Here is a 19,111-nt window from a genome sequence, read left to right as displayed (position 1 = left end):
GGTGCTGTCGTGGGCCCCGTTCCGGTCGATCGCCGGAGCGGGGCCGCTTCGTACCTGCGGGGAGGGCCGGGCGGATGGGCGTGACGGGGGAGTCACAGGGGCTGGGGGAGAAGCGGGTCACCTGGGCGGAGCTCTACTTCGACCTGGTGTTCGTCTTCGCGATCACCCAGGTCTCCGGGCTGCTGCACCACCACCACGACGGGACGGGGCTGGTCCGGGCACTGGTGGTGTTCGTGCCGGTGTACTGGTGCTGGGTGGGCACCACCGTGCAGGCCAACATCCGGGACGTGGACAACCTGCGGGACCGGCTGGGCATCCTGCTGGTCGGGCTGGCCGGCCTGTTCATGGCGTTGGCGGTCCCGGGCGCGTACGGCGGGCGGGGCGTGCTGCTCGGCGCCGCGTACTGGCTGGCCCGGGTGGTGCTGCTGCTCCTGGTGGTCCGCATCCCGGGCGCGTGGCGCGGGCCCTACGGGGTGGGCGTGCTGGTCAGTGGGCCGCTGCTGGTGGCGGGCGGGCTGCTGCCGGAGGGGCCGCGGCTCGCGCTGTGGGCGGCGGCCGCGCTCGGCGACCTGGCCGCGCCGCTGGTGTTCCGGCGGCGGCTCGCGGTGGTGGCGTACCACCCGGCGCACATGCCGGAGCGGTTCGCGCTGTTCCTGCTGGTGGTGCTCGGCGAGTCGATCGTCGGGATCGGCGGCACGGCGGCCGCGGCCCGGCTGGACGCGGCCGAACTCGCCACGGTGGCGGTGGCGTTCACGATCTCGGTGGGCCTGTGGTGGCAGTACTTCGTGTACGCGGCGGACGCCATGCGGCACGCCGTGGTGATTGCCGACTCGCGCCGGGACCTGGTCCGGCGGGTCTTCCAGTACGGGCACCTGGCGCTGGCGGCCGGGGTGATCGGGGTGGCGGTCGGCTTCGGGGAGACGGTCGCGGATCCGCGGCGGGCGCTCGGCGCGGGGCCGGTGGCGCTGCTGTACGGCGGGTGCGGGCTGTACCTGCTGACCTTCGGCTACACGCGCTGGATGATGTTCCGTCAGGTCGCGGCGACCAGGATCGCCGCGGCGGGGGTGGTGCTGGCGCTGCTGCCCGCGATGGTGCGGCTGCCGGCGCTGGTGGTGCTGCTGGTGCTCGCGGTGCTGCTGGTGGCGCTCAACGTGGTGGAGCACCTGAGGGTGGAGCGGCGGGTGGCGGAGCGGCGGGACGTGGAGCGGCGGGACGCGGAGCGGGAAGTGGATCCGGCGACGGAGCGGGCGGTGGCCGTCCGGAGTCCGGAATCCGCTCCGGGGGAGTGAGTTGTCGGTGGGGCTGTGTAGCGTTCGGGGTGAAAGAGGGCGTGCGGCGCAGCAGCCGCGGTGTGGGAGGTAGATGTCGTGACGGACACGGTCGAGGCGGGCGTGGTCGAGGCCGGCGTGGGCGGCGGGCTGGAGCTGCCCGAGTCCTGGCGCGGGGTGCTGGGCGCCGAGACGGAGAAGCCCTACTTCGCCGAGCTGGCGGCCTTCGTGGCGGCCCAGCGCGCGGAGCACGAGGTGTTCCCCCCGAGCGGCCAGGAGTTCGCCGCGCTGGAGGCCACTCCGTACGACAAGGTCCGGGTGCTCGTGCTCGGCCAGGACCCGTACCACGACAACGGCCAGGCCCACGGCATGAGCTTCTCGGTGCTGCCCGGCACCAGGACGCCGCCGTCGCTGCGCAACATCTTCAAGGAGCTGGACGCCGACCTGGGCATCCCCGCCCCGGACAACGGCTACCTGATGCACTGGGCCGAGCAGGGCGTGCTGCTGCTCAACGCGGTGCTCACGGTCCGCGCGCACGAGGCCAACTCGCACAAGGCGAAGGGCTGGGAGAAGTTCACCGACGCGGTGATCAAGGCGGTGAGCGACCGCGAGGAGCCGGTGGTCTTCGTGCTGTGGGGCAACTACGCGAAGAAGAAGCTGCCGCTGATCGACACCGCCAAGCACGTGGTGGTGCAGGGGGCGCACCCGTCGCCGCTGTCGGCCAAGCTGTTCTTCGGCAGCCGTCCGTTCTCGCAGATCAACGCCGCGCTGGACTCCTTCGGCGGCGGGGCGATCGACTGGCAGGTGCCGAACCTGAAGGAGGCCTGAGCCCCGGCGGGAGCGCCTCGGGTGGTGCTCCGCGGGTTCTGAGCGTCGGTGGCCGTGGGCCGGGCGGGTTCGATGTCCCGTTCGCCCACGGCCACTTGCCGTTCACCGGCGGTGGCCGACGGCCGGTTCCGGGTGTGCTTAGCTGGTGCCGACCGGTCGCCGGACCGGTCCCGGGGAGGGGCGGTACGTGCGCGGGCTGGGGCGGACAGGGACGTTGCGGGGGGCCGCGGGGGCGCTGCTGGCCGGGGTGGTACTGGCGGCCGTGTCCGGCTGCGGCGGCTCGGCGGGCGGTGGCGCACCGGGCGCCGCTCCGGGGGCGGGGCAGAGCCCGGCCGCGGTCACCGGCCCGGGTGCGGGAGGGGCCGGCGGTGCGGGTGCGGGCGGGGGCCTGGCGCAGATCCCCGGACAGGCCTTCTACGTCTCCGACCGGACCAACGCCGCCCACCAGGTGACCGCGCTGCGCGGCCAGGGCCGGACGGCGGAGGCCGAGACCCTGCTGCGGATCGCCGCCCAGCCCTCCTCCCAGTGGCTCGGCGAGCAGGGCGCCAAGGAGATCGCCGAGCAGGTGAGCCGGCGGGCCACCGAGGCGGGCCGGACGGCGGTCTTCGTCGCGTACGACATCCCGCACCGCGACTGCGGCCAGTACTCGGCCGGCGGCGCCCCCGACGCGGCTGCCTACCGGGCCTGGATCACCGGCGTCGCCCAGGCCCTCGGCGACCGCAGGGCCTGGGTGGTGCTGGAGCCGGACGCCGTGGCGCACACCCTGGACAGCTGCGGTATCAAGGGCGACCTGGCCGCCGAGCGGTACGGCCTGCTCGCCTTCGCCGTCCAGGAGCTGAAGAAGAACCCGAACGCGCGGGTCTACCTGGACGCGGGCAACCCCGGCTGGGCCCAGGACCCGGAGGAACTGGCCGCGGCCCTGCGCAAGTCGGGCATCGCGGCGGCGGACGGCTTCGCCGTGAACGTCGCCAACTTCTACGACACCGACCGGAACGCGGCGTACGGCGCCAGGCTCTCCGCGGCCCTGGGCGGGAAGAACTTCGTCATCGACACCAGCCGCAGCGGCAACGGTGCGCTGGGCGGCGACGCGTGGTGCAACCCGGCCGGGCGGGCGCTCGGCGAGCGGCCGACCACCGAGACCGGCCGGCCGGGGGTGGACGCCTACCTGTGGATCAAGAACCCGGGGGAGTCGGACGGCGACTGCGGCCGGGGCGAGCCCCGGGCGGGCGAGTTCTGGCTGCCGTACGCGCTGGGGCTCGCGCAGGCGGCGCGCTGAGGCCGCCGGCGCCTGAGGTTGCGCGGATGCCTGCGGTCGCGCCCGGGCGTCAGTCGGTGACCTGGATCCAGCGGGCGACCGACGGGGTGCCGGCGGCGTCCGTCAGGAACAGCATGTACCAGCCCGGCGGCAGCAGGTTGGGGTTGCCGGGCAGGGTGAGCGAGACGCCGTCCGCCGTCCGTCCCGTGACGTCCAGGGCCACCGAGCGCTGCTCGACGTCCGTCACGTGGGTGACCGAACTCGGCCTTATCAGCTTGGCGGTGGCGACCGCCTCCGGCCGCGCCGTCCCGACGGTGACGGTGCCGCCGAGCCTGGCCGCCTCCGGAACGGCCCCGACCTGCGGGCGGTCGCCGCGGTACAGGTACGGCGGGGTCCAGATCTCGATGCGCTGCTCGAAGCCGCCCGGCTGGGTCTCGGCCTTGTCCGCGAAGAGCGGGTTGGAGCCCAGCACGGCGACCCGGCCGTCCGGCAGCAGCAGCGCCTCGGAATGGTAGTTGCGGCCGACGGTCGGCGCGGCGGCGGTGCTGAAGCTGTTGGAGTCCGGGTGGTACACCTGCGCCTTGAGCAGGTCGCTGTCGCCCCGGCCGCGGTAGCCGCTGGAGCCGCCGGTGGTGAAGACGGTGTCGTCCGGGAGGATCACGCTGTTGAGGTAGCGGGTGCCGCCGGCCGGCAGGTCCGGGCCCGGGGCGAAGGAGGGGACGGCGGAGGAGAGGTCCGCGATGTCGGTGCGGGCCGTGGACAGCGGGGACTCGCCGACACCGCCGCCGCCGAGCACCATCACCTTCTGCACCTGCGCGGGCGGCAGCAGCACCGAGGAGGAGGTCTCGGTGAGGCCCGGGTCGCGCAGGCCGGGGACGGGCTGGAAGGCCCCGTTCGACAGGTCCCACACGCCGGGCTCGCGGCCCTTGTCGCCGGGGCCGTACCCGCCGTTGGAGCCAGAGTAGAAGAGCTTGCCGGAGGCGGTGAGGAAGATCGCCGGGTAGGTCGGGAAGTAGTGGTCGGGGCCCTTGGACCAGGACTTGCTCTTCGGGTCGTAGATCTCGTTGTCGTTGCCGTCGAGGATCTCCCCGGTGTCGTCCAGCCCGGAGACGGTGACCACCCGGCCGTCGCCCAGCCCGGTCAGCGTCGGGTACCAGCGGGCGTGGGCCATGTCGGTGACCGGCTCGTACAGCTCGGTGTCCGGGTTGAACTCGAAGGCGGAGCGGATGCCCTGGTACTCCTGCTTGTCCAGGGTCAGCTTCTCGTTCTGCCCGTACAGGTTGCGGGCGTCGGCGCCGCTCAGGCCCTTGATCCGGTACTGGGCGGGGGAGCCGGAGACGTACTCCGGGCCGGGCCCGACCGCCTCCACGTACACGTGCTGCTCCCCGGCGGTGACCACGGTCTGCCTGCCGGAGCCGGTCTTGGTCGCGGCCGGGACGGTCACCGGGGCGGTGCTGGCGTACTCGTGGCCGTCCGGGGAGACGAAGACGGTGCCCTTCGGGAAGGTCCGGTCGCGCTCCGGGCTCTCGTTGCGCACCCGCATGATGCCGGCCGCCTTCTTCACGGCGCCGGCCAGCTTCTCGTAGCGCTGGGTGCCGCCGGCCACCAGGACGCGGCCGTCCGGGAGCGAGGAGTGGCCGCCGCAGAACATGTCCGCCGGGGTGGGGACCAGCTTGTAGGTGTTCCCCGCCGGGTCCCAGAGCAGGCTCTTGAAGGTGCCCGCGTTGAACTGCTTCTCGTCGTTGCCGGAGCCCGCCACGATCAGGACCTTGCCGGTTCGCAGCAGGGTCGCGTGCACGGCGTTGACCCGGAACTCGGCTGGCAGCGACAGGGTCTGCCAGTGGCCGTACCGCGCCTTGTACTCGGGCCGGTTGATCACGTAGTGGTGGTACTGCTCGGAGGCGAAGCCGAGGACGGCCGGCGCGTTCATCCCGGCCACGGTCAGCGCGACGGTGCTGCCGAGGGCGAGGCGCTTGGTGCGGCCGGCCTTGTGGATCTTCACGGTGGGTGCTCCCCTCGGGAGACGGTCGGGGGCGGGGCGGTCGGGGGCGGCTCTGGTGCGGATCGGTGGGCGGCGCTGTTCGGTGCTGTTCGGTATGGGGCACTGTTCGGTGGACGGTGCTGCTCAGTGGGAGGGCGTGCCGCTGCGGGCGTGGTCGGGTGCGGTCCGTAGGGGCTGGGCGGGCTGGGCGGGCGGTTCGGGCGGTGCGGGCCGGGGCGCCGTCGGGACGGGCTGGGGCGGACCGGAGAGCCGGGCGGCTCGGGGGTCGCGGGCGTGGCGCGGGCGGCGCCTCTCCAGGACGACCCGCGGGGCCGCCGTCGGGCCGCCGGTGACGGTGAGGGTGGCGGTGGGACGGGTCCGGCGGCGGCGGACGGCGTCGCCCGCGCTGATCAGGATCGGCAGGAGGGTGAGCGCCAAGGCGATCCAGGCCCAGGTGCGCATCGCGGCGTGGTCGTAGCCGGTGAAGTAGGAGGCGGTGATCGCGCCGCCGAACACCAGGGTCCAGAACAGGTGGAAGCGGAAGGTGCCGAGCCGGTCGGTGCTGGCCGAGCGGCCCTTCGGCGTCACCACGAAGCGGCTGCGGCGGCGTACCAGCGCCTGGAGCAGCGAGGCCGCGTAGACCGGACCGCAGAGCGCGGACATCGCCATGCCGGCGACCCCGGAGGAGCCGGCCGGCTCGTGCGGGCTCACGTTGTGCTTGCGGTTCCAGGTGTAGAGGAGGAGCTGGAGCGCGGCGGCGTCGCTGTAGAGCATCATCCAGATCTCCGAGGAGACGTGCACGCCCGAGGCGCCGAAGCCCAGGTAGAGCACGCTGGACAGGCCGCCGAGCAGCCAGGTGAGCGCCGCCATCGGGTAGAAGCCCACCATCAGCGAGTAGTTGAGCAGCCGCCCGGGCGACAGCCGCCACAGCACCCGCCAGTACTGGGTGAGCAGGGTCTCGTAGGTGCCGCGGCTCCAGCGCAGTTGCTGGGAGAAGAAGTCGGTCCAGGAGGACGGCCCCTCGCCGACCGCGAGCACGTCCGGGGTGTACACGGACTTCCAGCGTTCCCCGGTCTGCGGGTTCCGGCGCCGGTGGAACTCCAGACCGGTCGCCATGTCCTCGGTGATGGAGTCGTACAACCCGCCGATCGACTGGAGTGCGCTGATTCTGACGGCGTTGTTGGTGCCCACGAACATGGGCGCGCCGTAACGGTTTCCGGCGCGTTGGATGAGGGCGTGGAAGAGGTACTGCTGGCTCTCGGAGAATTTGGTGACGGCCGAACCGGAACTGCGGTAGTTCCCGTACACCTGGGGTCCGACCACGAATGCCACGTCGGGGTCGCGGAAGTAGCCGAGCATCCGCTCGCAGAAGTCCGGCAGCGGGACGTGGTCGGTGTCCACGGACACCCAGAACTCGTAGTCGTCGCCGTGGGCCTGGAGCCAGGCGTTGTAGTTGCCGTGCTTGGTTCCGGCGCGGAACCTGCCCTTCGGCCGGTTCCAGTGCGGCCGGCCGGCGCGACTGAAGTGGCGGACGCCCAGCTCGGTGCAGAGCGCCTGCATTGCAGGATCGTTTCCCTCGTCCAAGAGCCAGACGTCGTACGGACCGTCGTGCCGCACGGCCCGGGCCGCGGTCAGGGTGGCCCGGACCATCTCCGGCGGCTCCTTGCCCGGCACGCAGGTGGTGAGGAAGGCGACCCGGGTGCCGGGTTCCGGTGTCACCGGGACCGGGTCGCGGGCGACCAGCGTGGCGTGGGTGTTGGAGACGACGTTGACCAGCCGGAACACCTCGACGACGGCGATGATGCCGATCATCACCTTGTCGCCGAGCAGCACCAGGCCGTTCGTCTCGTCCAGCCGCTCGGGCCAGTGCTCCGGCAGCAGCAGCCAGACCAGCAGCACCGCCTCCACCACGGGGGCGGCCATCAGCAGCAGCGCGGCGCGGATCCGGTGCGGCTCGCGGCGCAGCAGGCTGCGGTAGCGCACGCGGTAGGGGGTTGCGGGGGGCGGTTCGTCCGGGGCGGGGGCGTACGGGGCGGGGTCGTACGAGGCGGTGGCGTACGGGGCGGGTACGTACGGCGCGGGTCGGTACGACGTGGCCGGTTCCGGCCGGTAGACGCCGGCGCCGAGGTCGTCGTCCTCGTCAGGGTCGTGGGCCGGACCCGCGAGACGGCTGAAGTGGCCGTAGTCGTACGGGGCTTCGGGTACGGGAACGTTGCTCAGGGCGGCCTCGTCCAGCTGCCCGGCACCTCGCCCGTGGGCCGTTCCGACGCCCTTTCGCCGTGAGAACGGCTTGGTCATGGCTGCTCCCCCCGGAGTTCGAGACTTGTTCGGCTCGCTCGGCATCTGCGTGGGCTTGCCTCGACTCGGAGCCGTTTGGGGTGGAACAGGGGGAACCGGTCGGAATCGGCTGGAACGCGGCCCGGTGAACCGCGGTTCTCCGGCGGTTTCCGGGCTGTCCAGCACATTTCGGCGTGTGTGGCCGGTTCAGTTGTGCGTCGGTACGTCGGTACGGCGGCCTCGAATCCGGGATCCCGATGCACTCTCCAGCTTCCCCTCCGGACACGTCGGGACCCTTAACCTCCTCAACTCTCCCTGAGCGCAACGGTGATCGCAACCAATCCGGGAGATCGCCGCCGCCCAGGCGTGAAGATGCCGTGGTTCCGGCCGATCCGGTCGGTGCGGGTGCTATTGCGGCGAATTCGTTCCGGCCGAGCGGAGGACGCGTGGAACTCGGAGGCGGTGGAGGGCGGTTGAGGAGGCGGGCGCGGAGGCAGCGGAACCGGCCGGACCGCCCTCGGGGCGATCCGGCCGTCTGCGCGGGAGCCGTGCCGGCCCGTGCCGGGTTCGCGCTGTCCGCGCGGGAGCCGTGCTGGGTTCCGGCTGCGGCTGGACTGGTCAGAGCGGGGGCAGCAGGGTGGCGCCGGTCGCCGCCTGCACCTCGGCGAAGTCCACGCCCGGTGCCGTCTCCACCACCCGTAGACCCTCCGGGGTCACGTCGACCACCGCGAGGTCCGTGACGATCCGGTCCACGACTCCCCGGCCGGTCGCGGGAAGCGACAGCTGCTCGACGATCTTCGGCGAGCCGTCCCGGGCGGTGTGCTCCATCACCACGATCAGCCGGCGGGCCCCGTGCACCAGGTCCATCGCGCCGCCCATGCCCTTGACCATCTTGCCGGGGATCATCCAGTTGGCGAGGTCCCCGGCGGCCGACACCTGCATCGCGCCGAGCACCGAGACGTCGATCCGCCCGGCCCGGATCATGCCGAAGGAGAAGGCGGAGTCGAAGTACGAGGCGCCGGGGGCGACCGTCACCGTCTCCTTCCCGGCGTTGATCAGGTCGGCGTGCTCGGCGCCCTCCTCCGGGTACGGGCCGACGCCGAGGATGCCGTTCTCCGAGTGCAGCACCACCTCGACGCCCGGCGGGAGGTGGTTGGGGATCAGGGTCGGCAGGCCGATGCCCAGGTTCACGTACTGGCCGTCGCGCAACTCGCGCGCGGCGCGGGCGGCCAGGGCGTTGCGCGGGTCGAGGCCGGGGGCCGGGGCCTCGGCGACGGCCGGTGCGGGGGTGGACGCCGGTGCGGGGGCGGTCGCGGTGCGGGCGGCGGTCTTGGTGACGGCGGTCTCGGTGGGCATCGGGTCAGGCCTCCTGGCGTGCGGGGCGGAAGGTCCGGCGTTCGACGCGGCGGTCCAGGGGGTCGGCGGCCACCACCCGGTCGACGTACACCCCGGGCAGGTGCACCGCGTCCGGAGGGAGTTCGCCCGGCTCGACGATCCGGTCCGCCTCGACCAGGGTGATCCGGCCCGCCGCCGCGCAGAGCGGGTTGAAGTTCCGGGCGGCGGCGTGGAACACGCAGTTGCCGTGCCGGTCCGCCACCTCGGCCCGGATCAGCGCGAAGTCCGCCCTGATCGCCTCCTCCAGCAGGTACCGGCGGCCACCGAACTCGCGGACCTCCTTGGGCGGGGAGGCCAGGGCCACCGAGCCGTCGGCCGCGTAGCGCCAGGGCAGCCCGCCCTCCTCGACCTGGGTGCCGACCCCGGCCGGGGTGAAGAACGCCGGGATCCCGGCGCCGCCCGCCCGCAGCCGCTCGGCCAGCGTGCCCTGCGGGGTCAGCTCCACCTCCAACTCGCCGGAGAGGTACTGCCGGGCGAACTCCTTGTTCTCCCCGACGTACGAAGAGGTCATCCGGGCGATCCGGCCCGCCCGGAGCAGCAGGCCCAGCCCCCAGTCGTCCACCCCGCAGTTGTTCGAGACCACCCGCAGCCCGGTGGCACCGGAGTCCACCAGGGCGCCGATCAGCGTGCTCGGGATGCCGCAGAGGCCGAAGCCGCCGACGGCCAGCACCGCGCCGTCGGGGATGTCCCCGACCGCGTCGGCGGGGGAGTCCAGGACCTTGTCCAAGGGGTCACCTCGTGAGGGAGTGGGAGGAGGGGAGGCGGGTGGGAGCGGGCGGTGCGAGGGGCCGCGGGAGGAGCGGGCGGGAGGGAGGCGGGGGCAGGCGGGAGAGCAGCTGGGAGGGGAGGCCGGCGGGCTTCGGGAACCGCGCGGAGCCCGTGGCCGCACCAGGCCGGGCTGGGGTCCTGCCTGGGCCGGACCGGGTCGGGCACGCCGCTGGGGTGGCTGCCGCCGGACGGGCTCCGCGCCCCTCCACCGTCACCCGGCCGGGGCCGCGTCAGCCATGGCGGCCGCCCCCACGGGTGAGCGGGGAACCGTGTGGGTGTCCCACACCTGGGCGCCCGGAGAACAGCGGCGGGCCGACGGTATGGAGGCCGGAGCCACATCCCGATGGCCTGATGCATCGGCCGGGCACATGTCGCCGCCCCCACCGCACACCTACGGTTCCCGCAATCACCCCGCCGCACCTCAGGAGTCGGTCATCATGCGCAGCTCGACAACGCCCTCCAGGACTGCCGCCGGCGTCGGCCCGGGTGACTCCCTGACCGGCGGCCCGGCCCGGAAGCTCGCCGCCCTCGCGGCCTGCGTCCTGCTCGCCTCGGGCTGCGCCAAGGCCGGTACGGCCGGGACGAGCGCGGCGGACGGTGGAACGAAGGGCCCGGTCAAGGTCGGCCTGGTGTACTCCAAGACCGGGCCACTGGCCGCCTACGGCAAGCAGTACCTGGAGGGCTTCAAGGCCGGCCTGAACTACGCGACCAAGGGCACCGGGGCGGTCGACGGGCACAGGATCGAGTTCGAGGAGCAGGACGACGCCGGCGACCCGGCCAAGGCGGTGTCCGCCGCCAAGGACCTGATCGGCAAGGGCTACAAGGTGCTGGCCGGATCCACCGCCTCCGGTGTGGCCCTCCAGGTCGGCCCGATCGCCGCCCAGAACAAGGTGCTCTTCATCAGCGGACCGGCCGCCGCCGACAAGGCCACCGGCCTGAACAAGTACACCTTCCGTTCCGGCCGCCAGTCCTACCAGGACATCAGGACCGCGGCCTCGTTCGTCGGTGACGCGAAGGGCAAGAAGGTCACCGTGCTCGCTCAGGACAACGCCTTCGGCCAGGCCAACGTGGCTGCCGTGAAGGCGGTGCTCGGTGCCGAGGGGGCGACGGTCGACCAGGTGCTCGCCCCGCCGAGCGCCACCGACCTCACCCCCTTCGCCACCCAGGCCAAGACCGCCAAGCCCGACCTGCTGTTCGTCGCCTGGGCCGGCGACACCGCCTCGGCCCTGTGGACGGCGCTCAACCAGCAGGACGCGTTCGCGGACACCAAGGTCGTCACGGGCCTCGACCTGGCCGCCTCCTACCCGCTGTTCGGCCCGGCGGGCGAGAAGATCTCCTTCCTGAACCACTACTTCGACGGCGCCGCCGGCACCCCGGTGGAGAAGGCCATGACCGAGGCCGTCACCGCCGCCGGAGGGAAGACGGACATCTTCACCCCGGACGGCTTCACCGCCGCCCAGATGATCGTGCACGCCGTCGAGTCCAACCACGGCTCCACCGACGACACTTCGGCCCTGGTCAAGGCGCTGGAGGGCTGGAGCTTCGACGGGGTGAAGGGGAAGACCACCGTCCGCGCCGAGGACCACGCGCTGCTCCAGCCGATGTTCCAGGTGCGGCTGACCGGCAACGGCGCCGCCGCCAAGCCCTCGGTGGAGAAGACCCTGACCGCGGACGAGGCGGCACCCCCGGTCACCCCGATGGCGGGCTGATCCCGATGTCCGCCCGTACCTCCTCCACTCCTTCCGCCGCCTCCGCCTCCGGGCCCTCTGCGTTCTCCGGGCCGTCCTCGTCCTCCTCTCCGGTGCTGCGTCTGGACGGGCTCGGCTGGGCCGTCCGCGGCGTGCCGATCGTCGAGGACGTCTCCTTCTCGGTCGGCGAAGGCGAGTTCATCGCCTTCATCGGGCCCAATGGCGCCGGCAAGACCTCCCTCTTCAACCTGATCTCGGGCATCTACCCGGCGACCCACGGCAGCCTCCACCTCGACGGCGCGGACATCACCGCCGAGGCGGTGCACGCCAGGGCCCGCCGCGGGCTCGGCCGCACCTTCCAGACCTCCTCCCTCTGGCCGGGCACGACGGTCGCCGACCATGTCCGTCTGGCCGCCCAGGCGGCGGCCGGGCCTCGTGCCTCGTACCGGCTCTGGCGCCGGGCCGACCGCTACGAGCAGCAGTTGGCCGACACCCTGGAACGCACCGATCTCACCCACCGCGCGGACACTCTGGCCAGTGCGCTCTCGCACGGGGAGAAGCGCAAGCTGGAGCTGGCCGTCCTGCTGGTCTCCGAGCCCCGGCTGATCCTGCTGGACGAGCCGATGGCCGGTGTCAGCGCGGAGGAGGTGCCCGCCCTCACCGAGCTGATCCGTTCCGTGCACCGTGACCTGGGCCGGACCGTCCTGATGGTCGAGCACCACATGGACGTCCTGCTCGGCCTGGCCGACCGGCTGGCGGTGATGCACCACGGCACCCTGCTCGCCCTGGACACCCCCGAGGCCGTGATGGCCGACCCGACCGTGCAACAGGCCTACCTGGGTGAGGCGCTGTGACCTCCTCTCCGTTCTCCGCTCAGCGCCCGTCTCCCGCGGCGCACTCCGCCTCCTCGCTGCCGCCGGCTGTCGATCCCCTCCTCTCCGTCCGCGATCTGCGGGTGGTCGTCGACGGGCTGCACATCCTGCACGGTGTCGACTTCGACGTGGCCCCCGCCGGGGTGACCGCTCTCCTGGGCCGCAACGGCGCCGGAAAGACCACCACCGTCAAGGCCGCCATGGGCCTGGTGCCGCGTACCGGAAGCATCCGGCTCGCCGGTGCCGAACTCTCCTCCCTTCCCACGCATCTGGTCGTTCGCCACGGCATCGGGTACGCGCCCGAGGACCGGGGGATCTTCGCCGGCCTCACGGTCGCCGAGAACCTCCGCCTCGCCGAGCGCGCCGCCGGGAGCGGGGACGGGGCCGGTGAGCCGAACTACGCGCTCGTCCACGAGCTCTTCCCCGAACTCAAGCAGCGGGCCGGACAGTTGGCCGGGACGCTCTCCGGCGGCCAGCAGCAGATGGTGGCGATCGGCCGGACGCTGCTCAACCGCAACCGGTTGATCATCGCCGACGAGCCCACCAAGGGCCTGGCCCCGAAGATCGTCGCCGAGGTGGCCGAGGTGCTGGCCCGTGCGGCCGAGGCCGTGCCCGTCCTGCTGGTCGAGCAGAACCTCGCCCTCGTCCGCCGGCTGGCCGGCACCTGCGCCGTCCTGGCCGACGGCCGCACCGCCCACCGCGGGGACACCGCCGAGCTGTTGGCCGACGAGGAGGCCGCCCGCCGCCTGCTCGGCGTCGGCTCGCGTCACCCGCTCGCCGGCGGGCCCCGGCCCGCCGCCTCCCCGGCCACTCCTGTCGTCACCGCCGAGGTGAAGCCCTGATGGACACCGTCGTCCTCCTTTTCTGTACCGGGCTCGGTCTCGGTGCGCTGTACTTCCTGGTCGCCTCCGGTCTGTCGCTGATCTTCGGTCTGATGGACGTGCTCAACTTCGCGCACGGCGCCCTGCTCTCCATCGGCGCCTATGCCACGTGGTGGGCCGGCGCCGAGGCCGGCTTCTCCTTCTGGCTCGCGGTGCCGTTCGGCACCCTGGTCGGGACGGCCGCCGCCGTCCTGCTGGAGCTCTTCCTGATCCGGCCGCTCTACAGCCGCCCGCGCGACCAGATCCTTGCCACCGTCGGGGTCGGGCTGGCCGTACCCGCCCTGCTGATGGGGATCTGGGGCGCGGACTCCCGCCCCTTCCCCCAGCCGGAGCTGCTGTCCGGCACCTGGCACGTGCTCGGTGCGACCGTCCCGGTCAACCGCTTCGTGCTGGTGGCCGCCGCCGCACTGTTGCTGCTCACTCTTCGGTTGTTCCTCGCCCGCACCCGCTACGGGCTGATCGTCCGGGCCGGCGTCGAGGACCGGGCGATGGTCACGGCGCTCGGCATCGACGTCCGGAGGGCGTTCACCCTCGTCTTCGCCCTCGGTGGGGCGGCCGCCGCGCTGGGCGGCGCCCTCGGCGGCCTCTACTTCGGTTCGGTCAATCCCGGCCAGGGGACCGGCCTGCTCATCTTCGCCTTCGTCGTGGTGGTGATGGGCGGCATGGGCTCCGTGACCGGAGCCGCCGTCGCCTCGGTGGGCGTCGGCCTCGTCCAGCAGTTCGCCAACTACTACACGGGCGCCGGGCTCGGCGACCTCTCGGTCGTCGTCCTGCTCGCCGTGCTGCTTCTCGTCCGACCCCGTGGACTCACCGGGAGGCTCGCGTGAGCGCCGAAACACCGATCACGAGCACCGGTGGCCCCGCGGCCGGCCGCAGCGCCGCCCTTCCGGCAGGGGGGACTGACACCAGCCCTGCCGTGACCACCATGTCAGCAGAGGGGACTGACACCAGCTCCGCCGACACCGCCACTGTGGCAAGGGGGACTGACACCGGCCTTGCCGAGACCCATTGTGAACACAGGGCCGGGTCCGGCGCCATCCCTCGAACAGGTGATTCAGTCACTAATCGCTGGACAGTCATGCACGGAGCGCTACGCTGGTGGCCGATCGCCCTGCTGATCACGCTCCTTGTCGCCCCATACAGTGCGCTTCCCGTCCCGGGACTGCTCGACGGCCCGCTCGGCAGCCCCGGAAGCCTCCAACTGCTCGCCCTGTGCCTGTTGTACGGGGCCCTCGCCACCGGTTACGACCTCCTGCTCGGTCGGACCGGACTGCTCTCCTTCGGCCACGCGCTCTACTTCGCCACCGGCCTCTACGCCACCGGCCTCGGCATGCTGGAGCTGCGACTGCCGTTCGCCGCCGCCGCGGTGTTCGGTGTCGCCTGCTCCGTGCTGCTGGCCCTGCTGCTCGGCTCAGTCAGCCTGCGCGTCACCGGTATCGGCTTCTCCATGGTCACCCTGGCCTTCGCCCAGGCCGGCTCCATCCTCGTCCAGCGCAACCCCGGCGGTGTCACCGGCGGCGAGGAGGGCCGCTCCGCCCCGGCCGACCTGCTGCCCGACGGGCTGCTCGGGATCGAGAACACCGCCAACCTCTACTGGATCGCCGTCGGCTACCTGGTGCTGACGCTCGCCGCGGTCCACTGGGCCGTCAACTCGCCGATGGGCCGGGTCTGGGAGGGCATCAGGGAGAACGAGCGCCGGGTCGAGGTGCTCGGGCTGCGGCCGTACGGCTACAAGCTGGTCGCCTTCGTGCTGGCCGGCGGGCTCGCCGGGCTGGGCGGGGTGGTCTACCTGCTGCTGACCGGCGGCGCCACCCCGCAGGCCGCCACCTCGGACGCCACGCTCGCGCTCCTGGTCATGGTCGTCCTCGGCGGCTCCGGCACCCGCTGGGGGCCGCTGCTCGGCGGGGTCCTCTACACCTGGGCGAGCCACCGGCTCGGCGACCTCGCCAACTCGTCGACCGTCGCCGACCTGCCGGCGGCGCTGCGCGTGCCGCTCTCCCAACCCCTGTTCCTGCTGGGCGCCCTGTTCGTCGCCGTGGTCTACCTGCTGCCCGGCGGCCTGGCTAGACTGCCTGCCCGCATCCGCGCCGACCGATCCGCCCGGTCCGCTCCGGCGCCGGCCGGCCCCGGAACCGCCCACCCCACCGGAGGTACCCCCGCGTGAGCCAGTCGCCGCTGAAGCCCGAGGAGTTGACCGTCCCCGTGCCCGGTGGGGACCTGGCCGTCCTGCGCTGGCCGGCCGACGACCCGCGGGCCCCGACGGTCGTGGCGGTGCACGGCATCACCGCCAACGGCCTCGCCTGGTACGAGGTCGCCCGCCGGCTGGCCGGCCGGGTGACCCTGCTCGCGCCCGACCTGCGCGGCCGCGGCGCCAGCCGCTCGGTCGCCGGACCGTACGGACTGGCCCGGCACGCCGACGACGTGGCCGCGCTGATCGGCACTCTCGGCTCGGGGCCCGCCATGGTGGTCGGCCACTCGATGGGGGCCTGGGTCACCGCCCTGGCCGCCGTCCGGCACCCCGACCTGGTCCGGCGCGTCCTGCTGGTCGACGGGGCGGTGACCTTCCCGCTGCCGCGGGGCGTCCGCGAGCAGGACGCCCTGGCCGCGGTGCTCGGCCCCGCGCTGGCCCGGCTGTCCACGACCTTCCCGGACCGGGACGCCTACCGGGAGTTCTGGCGCGGGCACCCCGCCTTCGCCGGCGGGTGGACCGAGGGGATCGACGCCTACACCCAGCGCGACCTCGTCGGGGCGGAGCCCGAACTGCGTTCCTCCTGCGTGCTGGAGGCCGTGCAGACCGACGGCGCCCAGGTCCTGCTGGACGAGGACGCGGCCGCCGCCGTGCACCGGCTGCCCTGCCCGGCCGACCTGCTCTGGGCCGAGCGCGGGCTGCTGGACGAGCCGCAGGGCCTCTACGACCACGGGCGGATCGGGCTGGCCGGGCTGGACCCGGAGAAGGTGACGGCCACGCCGGTGCCGGGGACCAACCACTACTCGATCCTCTGGGGCGAGGCCGGGGCGGACCGCATCGTCCGCATACTGCTGGCGGACGCCCTCGCCGTCGGGTAGCCGAGCCGCCCCGGGATCCGACTGGTACGGGGAACGGCGGCCGGCGGGGTGCGAGAACCCGCCGACCGCCGCCGGTGCTTCGGCCGTCCGCCGGTCGACGCGTCAGGCCGGTACGCCGGTCCGGATCGGCCCGGTACGTCGGCCCGGTGTCAGCCGGCCGTGCCGAGGAAGCTCTCCCAACCGCCCGCCGGCGCCTGGCCGACGTTGAGCGAACGCAGCTTGCGCAGGGTGGACTGGTCCTGCACCTCCAGCCACTCGACCAGCTGCTTGAAGGAGACCAGCCGGACGTCGGGCTTGCCGGCGACGGCCTTGAGGGTCTCCTCGACGGCGTCCATGTAGATGCCGCCGTTCCACTGCTCGAAGTGGTTGCCGATGAACAACGGCGCGCGGTTGCTGTTGTACGCGCGCTCGAAGCCCGCCAGGTAGGAGTTCGCGGCCTGGGTGCGCCACTCGCCGTACATGGCCGGGTCGCCCTTGGTGCTGCCCTTGGACTGGTTGGCCAGGATGTTGTAGTCCATCGACAGGACCTGGAAGTTGTGCCCGGGGAACGGGATGGACTGCAGCGGGAAGTCCCAGACCTTGCCGTCCTGCACCTTCTGCGGCCATATCTGCAGGCCGCCCGAGGAGCTGGCGTCGTACTTCCAGCCCAGCTTGGCGATGGTCGGCAGCAGCGCCTTCTGGCCCTCCAGGCACGGGGTGCGGCCGCCGATGAGCTCCTTCTTGTAGTCGAAGGGGAGCGGGTCGACGTCGGTGAAGCCGGTGTTGGTCCGCCACTGGGTGACGAAGCCGATCGCCTGGTCGATCTCGCTCTGCCAGTCCTCCGGAGTCCACACGTTGACCCCGTTCTTGTCCGGACGGCTGGAGCAGAAGTGCCCGTTGAAGTGGGTGCCGATCTCGTGCCCGGCCAGCCAGGCCTGGCTGATGAGCTTGAGCGTGCTCTTCACCGCGCCGTCCGACAGGTACGGGATGTCGGAGGCGCCGACCGAGTGCTTCGGCGGGTGGTACAGGTCGGCCTTGCCCTTGGGCAGGGCGTAGATGCCCGAGAGGAAGAAGGTCATCGTGGCCTTGTGCTGCTCCGCCAGCTTCAGGAAGCGGGGGAACTGGCCGTCCTCGGTGCCGCCGGCGCCGTCCCAGGAGAAGACCACGAACTGCGGCGGCCGCTCGCCGGGCTTGAGCTTCTCGGGCTTGGGCTGGTTCGGCTGCGGGCCGGTGTCCGCGTTGGAGCCGTCACCGATCGGGGTGCCCTTGGGCACCACCGCCTGGGTGGGGTCGCCGGTGCCGCTCCGGGGGGTGCTCGTGCCGCTGGGGCCGGGAGAGGCGGAACCCTGGCCCGAACCGGATCCGCCGCTGGAGCAGGCCGCGACCGCGCCGAGGGCCGCGGTCGCAGCGGTCGCACTGAGCACCGTCCTGCGCGAGATGCTGGTCATGGTCTCCCCTGGGTGCCGATGCCGGTGGTGAGGGCGGTCCGCAACCGCACCGGTCAAATCGGGCAATTGATGATTATTCCGCCGTTAGCATGTCATGCCGCCGCAACGGCCACCAAGGTCGTCGAGCACTGACGACTCTCAACACGCTGGGCGCATCCGGCTGGGCTGCGGAGATGCGTCGACTGTTGCCGTCCTGTGACGCTGTCCACCCCCGTGCGGCCCGGTCAGTACGGTACCTCCGGGCAGCCCGCTCCCCGGTGGAGTTCGTCAGCGTTCGGCCCGGTTGATCGCCCTTTTGGGAAAACTTTTGCCCCTTGTCGGGCCGGGTAGGCCTGAAGCCCACTAAGGGACGCGCCGACCGGAGCGGGACGGCCGGGCATGTCGGCCGGAGCGGGGACGGGCGGTCGGAGCGTGTCCGCCGGAGTGAGCGACCGAGGGGCGGGCAGGCCGTCAGGGAGCGGTCGCCGGTCGGACCGTCAGAGCGCGGCGAGCCGCCGGGTGCGGCGCACCATGCGCGCGATCGCGGTGCTGATGGCGGTGGCCGCCGCGCAGGAGACCACCAGGCTCAGCCAGGCGGTGTTGAACCAGTGGCTGTTCAGCCAGCCCAGCGTCACGATGTACGCGGCCCAGATCAGCGCCGCCAGCGCCGACCAGTGCAGGAACCGGTGCGGATGGGTGGGGGAGTGGCCGATGGCCAGGTCGAGGACGGTCCGCCCGGCCGGGACGAACCGCGCGATCACCACCATCGCGGCGGCCGCGCCGTGGGGGCGTTCGACCAGGGCCTGTTGGACCCGGGTCACACTGGCCGCCAGTTTCGGGCGCCGGGCGAGTCGGCGGTGCAGCACCGGGGCGCCACGCCGGGCGAGGTTGAGCAGCAGGAGGTCGCCCAGGAAGGAGGCGACCGCCACGCCCAGTCCGAGCATCAGAGGGGCGCCGTTGATCTGCGACGTCTTGAGCACGGCCAGGATGACCAGCGTCCCGCTGGGGATGAACGGAAGGAGGGCGTCCCCGAGCACGGCGACGAGCGCCAGCGCGCAGATCCACGAGGATCCGACCGCCGCCACGAAGTTCAAGGCCCTTACTCCCTCCACGCCTCCCGGGGGAGCAGGTGGCTGCAGGGGTCAACGCTAGCGCCTCGACTTTTCATGCCATGAAGCACCCCGGTATGGCATGGATCACGGCCGCTGATTCCGGCCGCGCTCCGGGCGGCGAACCGCGTGACCTGGCAGGTCGTGCGGTCGGGCCGGGCGGCGGGCCGCCCCGGCGGCGGAGGGCCGCCGCAACTGGAACGAGCCCCCGGGGCGGGGTGCCGCGCCGAGGGCTCGCAGTGATCGTCCGGTGCTGGTCCAGCCCGACGATCTTGCTGGTGGAGTGCGGATCCCGCTCCGGCGACCCGCTCCTGGTC

15 protein-coding genes are annotated in these 19,111 nt (G+C 72.8%); 9 read left to right on the top strand and 6 right to left on the bottom strand.

Annotated features, from left to right (window positions below; translation table 11 throughout):
- Positions 1-74 precede the first annotated feature (74 nt).
- The 3 genes from ACZ5GH_RS13425 to ACZ5GH_RS13415 all read left to right on the top strand — a co-directional run bounded on the left by ACZ5GH_RS13425 (position 75) and on the right by ACZ5GH_RS13415 (position 3,372).
- On the top strand, positions 75-1,289 hold the full coding sequence (locus tag ACZ5GH_RS13425; RefSeq protein WP_387756981.1) for a low temperature requirement protein A: 1,215 nt from the start codon (positions 75-77) through the stop codon (positions 1,287-1,289).
- 78 nt (positions 1,290-1,367) lie between these two features.
- On the top strand, positions 1,368-2,096 hold the full coding sequence (locus tag ACZ5GH_RS13420; protein ID WP_464334360.1) for a uracil-DNA glycosylase: 729 nt from the start codon (positions 1,368-1,370) through the stop codon (positions 2,094-2,096).
- A 214-nt stretch (positions 2,097-2,310) separates the two neighbouring features.
- The gene (locus ACZ5GH_RS13415; RefSeq protein ID WP_387756983.1) at positions 2,311-3,372 is read left to right on the top strand and encodes a glycoside hydrolase family 6 protein; all 1,062 of its coding nucleotides are present in this window, start codon (positions 2,311-2,313) and stop codon (positions 3,370-3,372) included.
- A 49-nt stretch (positions 3,373-3,421) separates the two neighbouring features.
- Here ACZ5GH_RS13415 and glxA read toward each other — a convergent pair whose 3' ends face one another.
- From glxA to ACZ5GH_RS13395, 4 genes are all read right to left on the bottom strand, one after another.
- On the bottom strand, positions 3,422-5,353 hold the full coding sequence (gene glxA, locus ACZ5GH_RS13410) for a radical copper oxidase GlxA (RefSeq protein WP_464334359.1): 1,932 nt from the start codon (positions 5,351-5,353) through the stop codon (positions 3,422-3,424).
- Between the two features lie 123 nt (positions 5,354-5,476).
- Positions 5,477-7,630: a glycosyltransferase family 2 protein gene (locus tag ACZ5GH_RS13405; protein ID WP_464334358.1), complete on the bottom strand. Its 2,154-nt coding sequence runs from the start codon at positions 7,628-7,630 to the stop codon at positions 5,477-5,479.
- Positions 7,631-8,227: 597 nt separating this feature from the next.
- Positions 8,228-8,965 (bottom strand): 3-oxoacid CoA-transferase subunit B, encoded by a 738-nt coding sequence (locus tag ACZ5GH_RS13400; protein WP_387756986.1) that lies wholly within the window; start codon positions 8,963-8,965, stop codon positions 8,228-8,230.
- Positions 8,966-8,969: 4 nt separating this feature from the next.
- Positions 8,970-9,731: a CoA transferase subunit A gene (locus ACZ5GH_RS13395; RefSeq protein WP_387756987.1), complete on the bottom strand. Its 762-nt coding sequence runs from the start codon at positions 9,729-9,731 to the stop codon at positions 8,970-8,972.
- A gap of 478 nt (positions 9,732-10,209) precedes the next feature.
- On the opposite strand from ACZ5GH_RS13395, the gene ACZ5GH_RS13390 reads away from it, so the two are divergent.
- The 6 genes from ACZ5GH_RS13390 to ACZ5GH_RS13365 all read left to right on the top strand — a co-directional run bounded on the left by ACZ5GH_RS13390 (position 10,210) and on the right by ACZ5GH_RS13365 (position 16,279).
- Positions 10,210-11,481: a substrate-binding domain-containing protein gene (locus ACZ5GH_RS13390; RefSeq protein ID WP_387756988.1), complete on the top strand. Its 1,272-nt coding sequence runs from the start codon at positions 10,210-10,212 to the stop codon at positions 11,479-11,481.
- 5 nt (positions 11,482-11,486) lie between these two features.
- Positions 11,487-12,314, top strand: a complete 828-nt coding sequence (locus tag ACZ5GH_RS13385) for an ABC transporter ATP-binding protein (protein ID WP_464334357.1) — start codon at positions 11,487-11,489, stop codon at positions 12,312-12,314.
- 56 nt (positions 12,315-12,370) lie between these two features.
- The gene (locus ACZ5GH_RS13380; protein ID WP_464336822.1) at positions 12,371-13,174 is read left to right on the top strand and encodes an ABC transporter ATP-binding protein; all 804 of its coding nucleotides are present in this window, start codon (positions 12,371-12,373) and stop codon (positions 13,172-13,174) included.
- On the top strand, positions 13,174-14,040 hold the full coding sequence (locus ACZ5GH_RS13375) for a branched-chain amino acid ABC transporter permease (RefSeq protein ID WP_387756990.1): 867 nt from the start codon (positions 13,174-13,176) through the stop codon (positions 14,038-14,040). The genes ACZ5GH_RS13380 and ACZ5GH_RS13375 overlap by 1 nt, the downstream gene beginning before the upstream one ends.
- Positions 14,041-14,291: 251 nt before the next feature.
- Positions 14,292-15,377 (top strand): branched-chain amino acid ABC transporter permease, encoded by a 1,086-nt coding sequence (locus ACZ5GH_RS13370; protein ID WP_464334356.1) that lies wholly within the window; start codon positions 14,292-14,294, stop codon positions 15,375-15,377.
- Complete coding sequence (locus tag ACZ5GH_RS13365; RefSeq protein ID WP_387756992.1) at positions 15,374-16,279, top strand: alpha/beta fold hydrolase; 906 nt, start codon at positions 15,374-15,376, stop codon at positions 16,277-16,279. Before ACZ5GH_RS13370 ends, ACZ5GH_RS13365 begins: the two co-directional genes overlap by 4 nt.
- A gap of 149 nt (positions 16,280-16,428) precedes the next feature.
- On the opposite strand, the gene ACZ5GH_RS13360 is transcribed toward ACZ5GH_RS13365, so the two are convergent.
- Together ACZ5GH_RS13360 and ACZ5GH_RS13355 are read right to left on the bottom strand one after the other, a co-directional pair.
- Complete coding sequence (locus ACZ5GH_RS13360) at positions 16,429-17,706, bottom strand: polysaccharide deacetylase family protein (RefSeq protein ID WP_387756993.1); 1,278 nt, start codon at positions 17,704-17,706, stop codon at positions 16,429-16,431.
- A 476-nt stretch (positions 17,707-18,182) separates the two neighbouring features.
- The gene (locus ACZ5GH_RS13355) at positions 18,183-18,770 is read right to left on the bottom strand and encodes a DedA family protein (protein ID WP_387757067.1); all 588 of its coding nucleotides are present in this window, start codon (positions 18,768-18,770) and stop codon (positions 18,183-18,185) included.
- Positions 18,771-19,111: the final 341 nt, after the last annotated feature.

The organism is Kitasatospora sp. Xyl93 (genome assembly GCF_055383135.1).
Note: the sequence above shows the minus strand (reverse complement) of the source record. Positions and strands in the feature narration are given on the sequence as shown.

Bases quoted from the DNA above. Each gene is read 5' to 3' on its own strand.
- ACZ5GH_RS13425 (WP_387756981.1), top strand. From the start codon at position 75: ATGGGCGTGACGGGGGAGTCACAGGGGCTGGGGGAGAAGCGGGTCACC.
- ACZ5GH_RS13405 (WP_464334358.1), bottom strand. From the start codon at position 7,630: ATGACCAAGCCGTTCTCACGGCGAAAGGGCGTCGGAACGGCCCACGGG.
- ACZ5GH_RS13400 (WP_387756986.1), bottom strand. From the start codon at position 8,965: ATGCCCACCGAGACCGCCGTCACCAAGACCGCCGCCCGCACCGCGACC.
- ACZ5GH_RS13390 (WP_387756988.1), top strand. From the start codon at position 10,210: ATGCGCAGCTCGACAACGCCCTCCAGGACTGCCGCCGGCGTCGGCCCG.
- ACZ5GH_RS13385 (WP_464334357.1), top strand. From the start codon at position 11,487: ATGTCCGCCCGTACCTCCTCCACTCCTTCCGCCGCCTCCGCCTCCGGG.
- ACZ5GH_RS13375 (WP_387756990.1), top strand. From the start codon at position 13,174: ATGGACACCGTCGTCCTCCTTTTCTGTACCGGGCTCGGTCTCGGTGCG.
- ACZ5GH_RS13370 (WP_464334356.1), top strand. From the start codon at position 14,292: ATGCACGGAGCGCTACGCTGGTGGCCGATCGCCCTGCTGATCACGCTC.
- ACZ5GH_RS13360 (WP_387756993.1), bottom strand. From the start codon at position 17,706: ATGACCAGCATCTCGCGCAGGACGGTGCTCAGTGCGACCGCTGCGACC.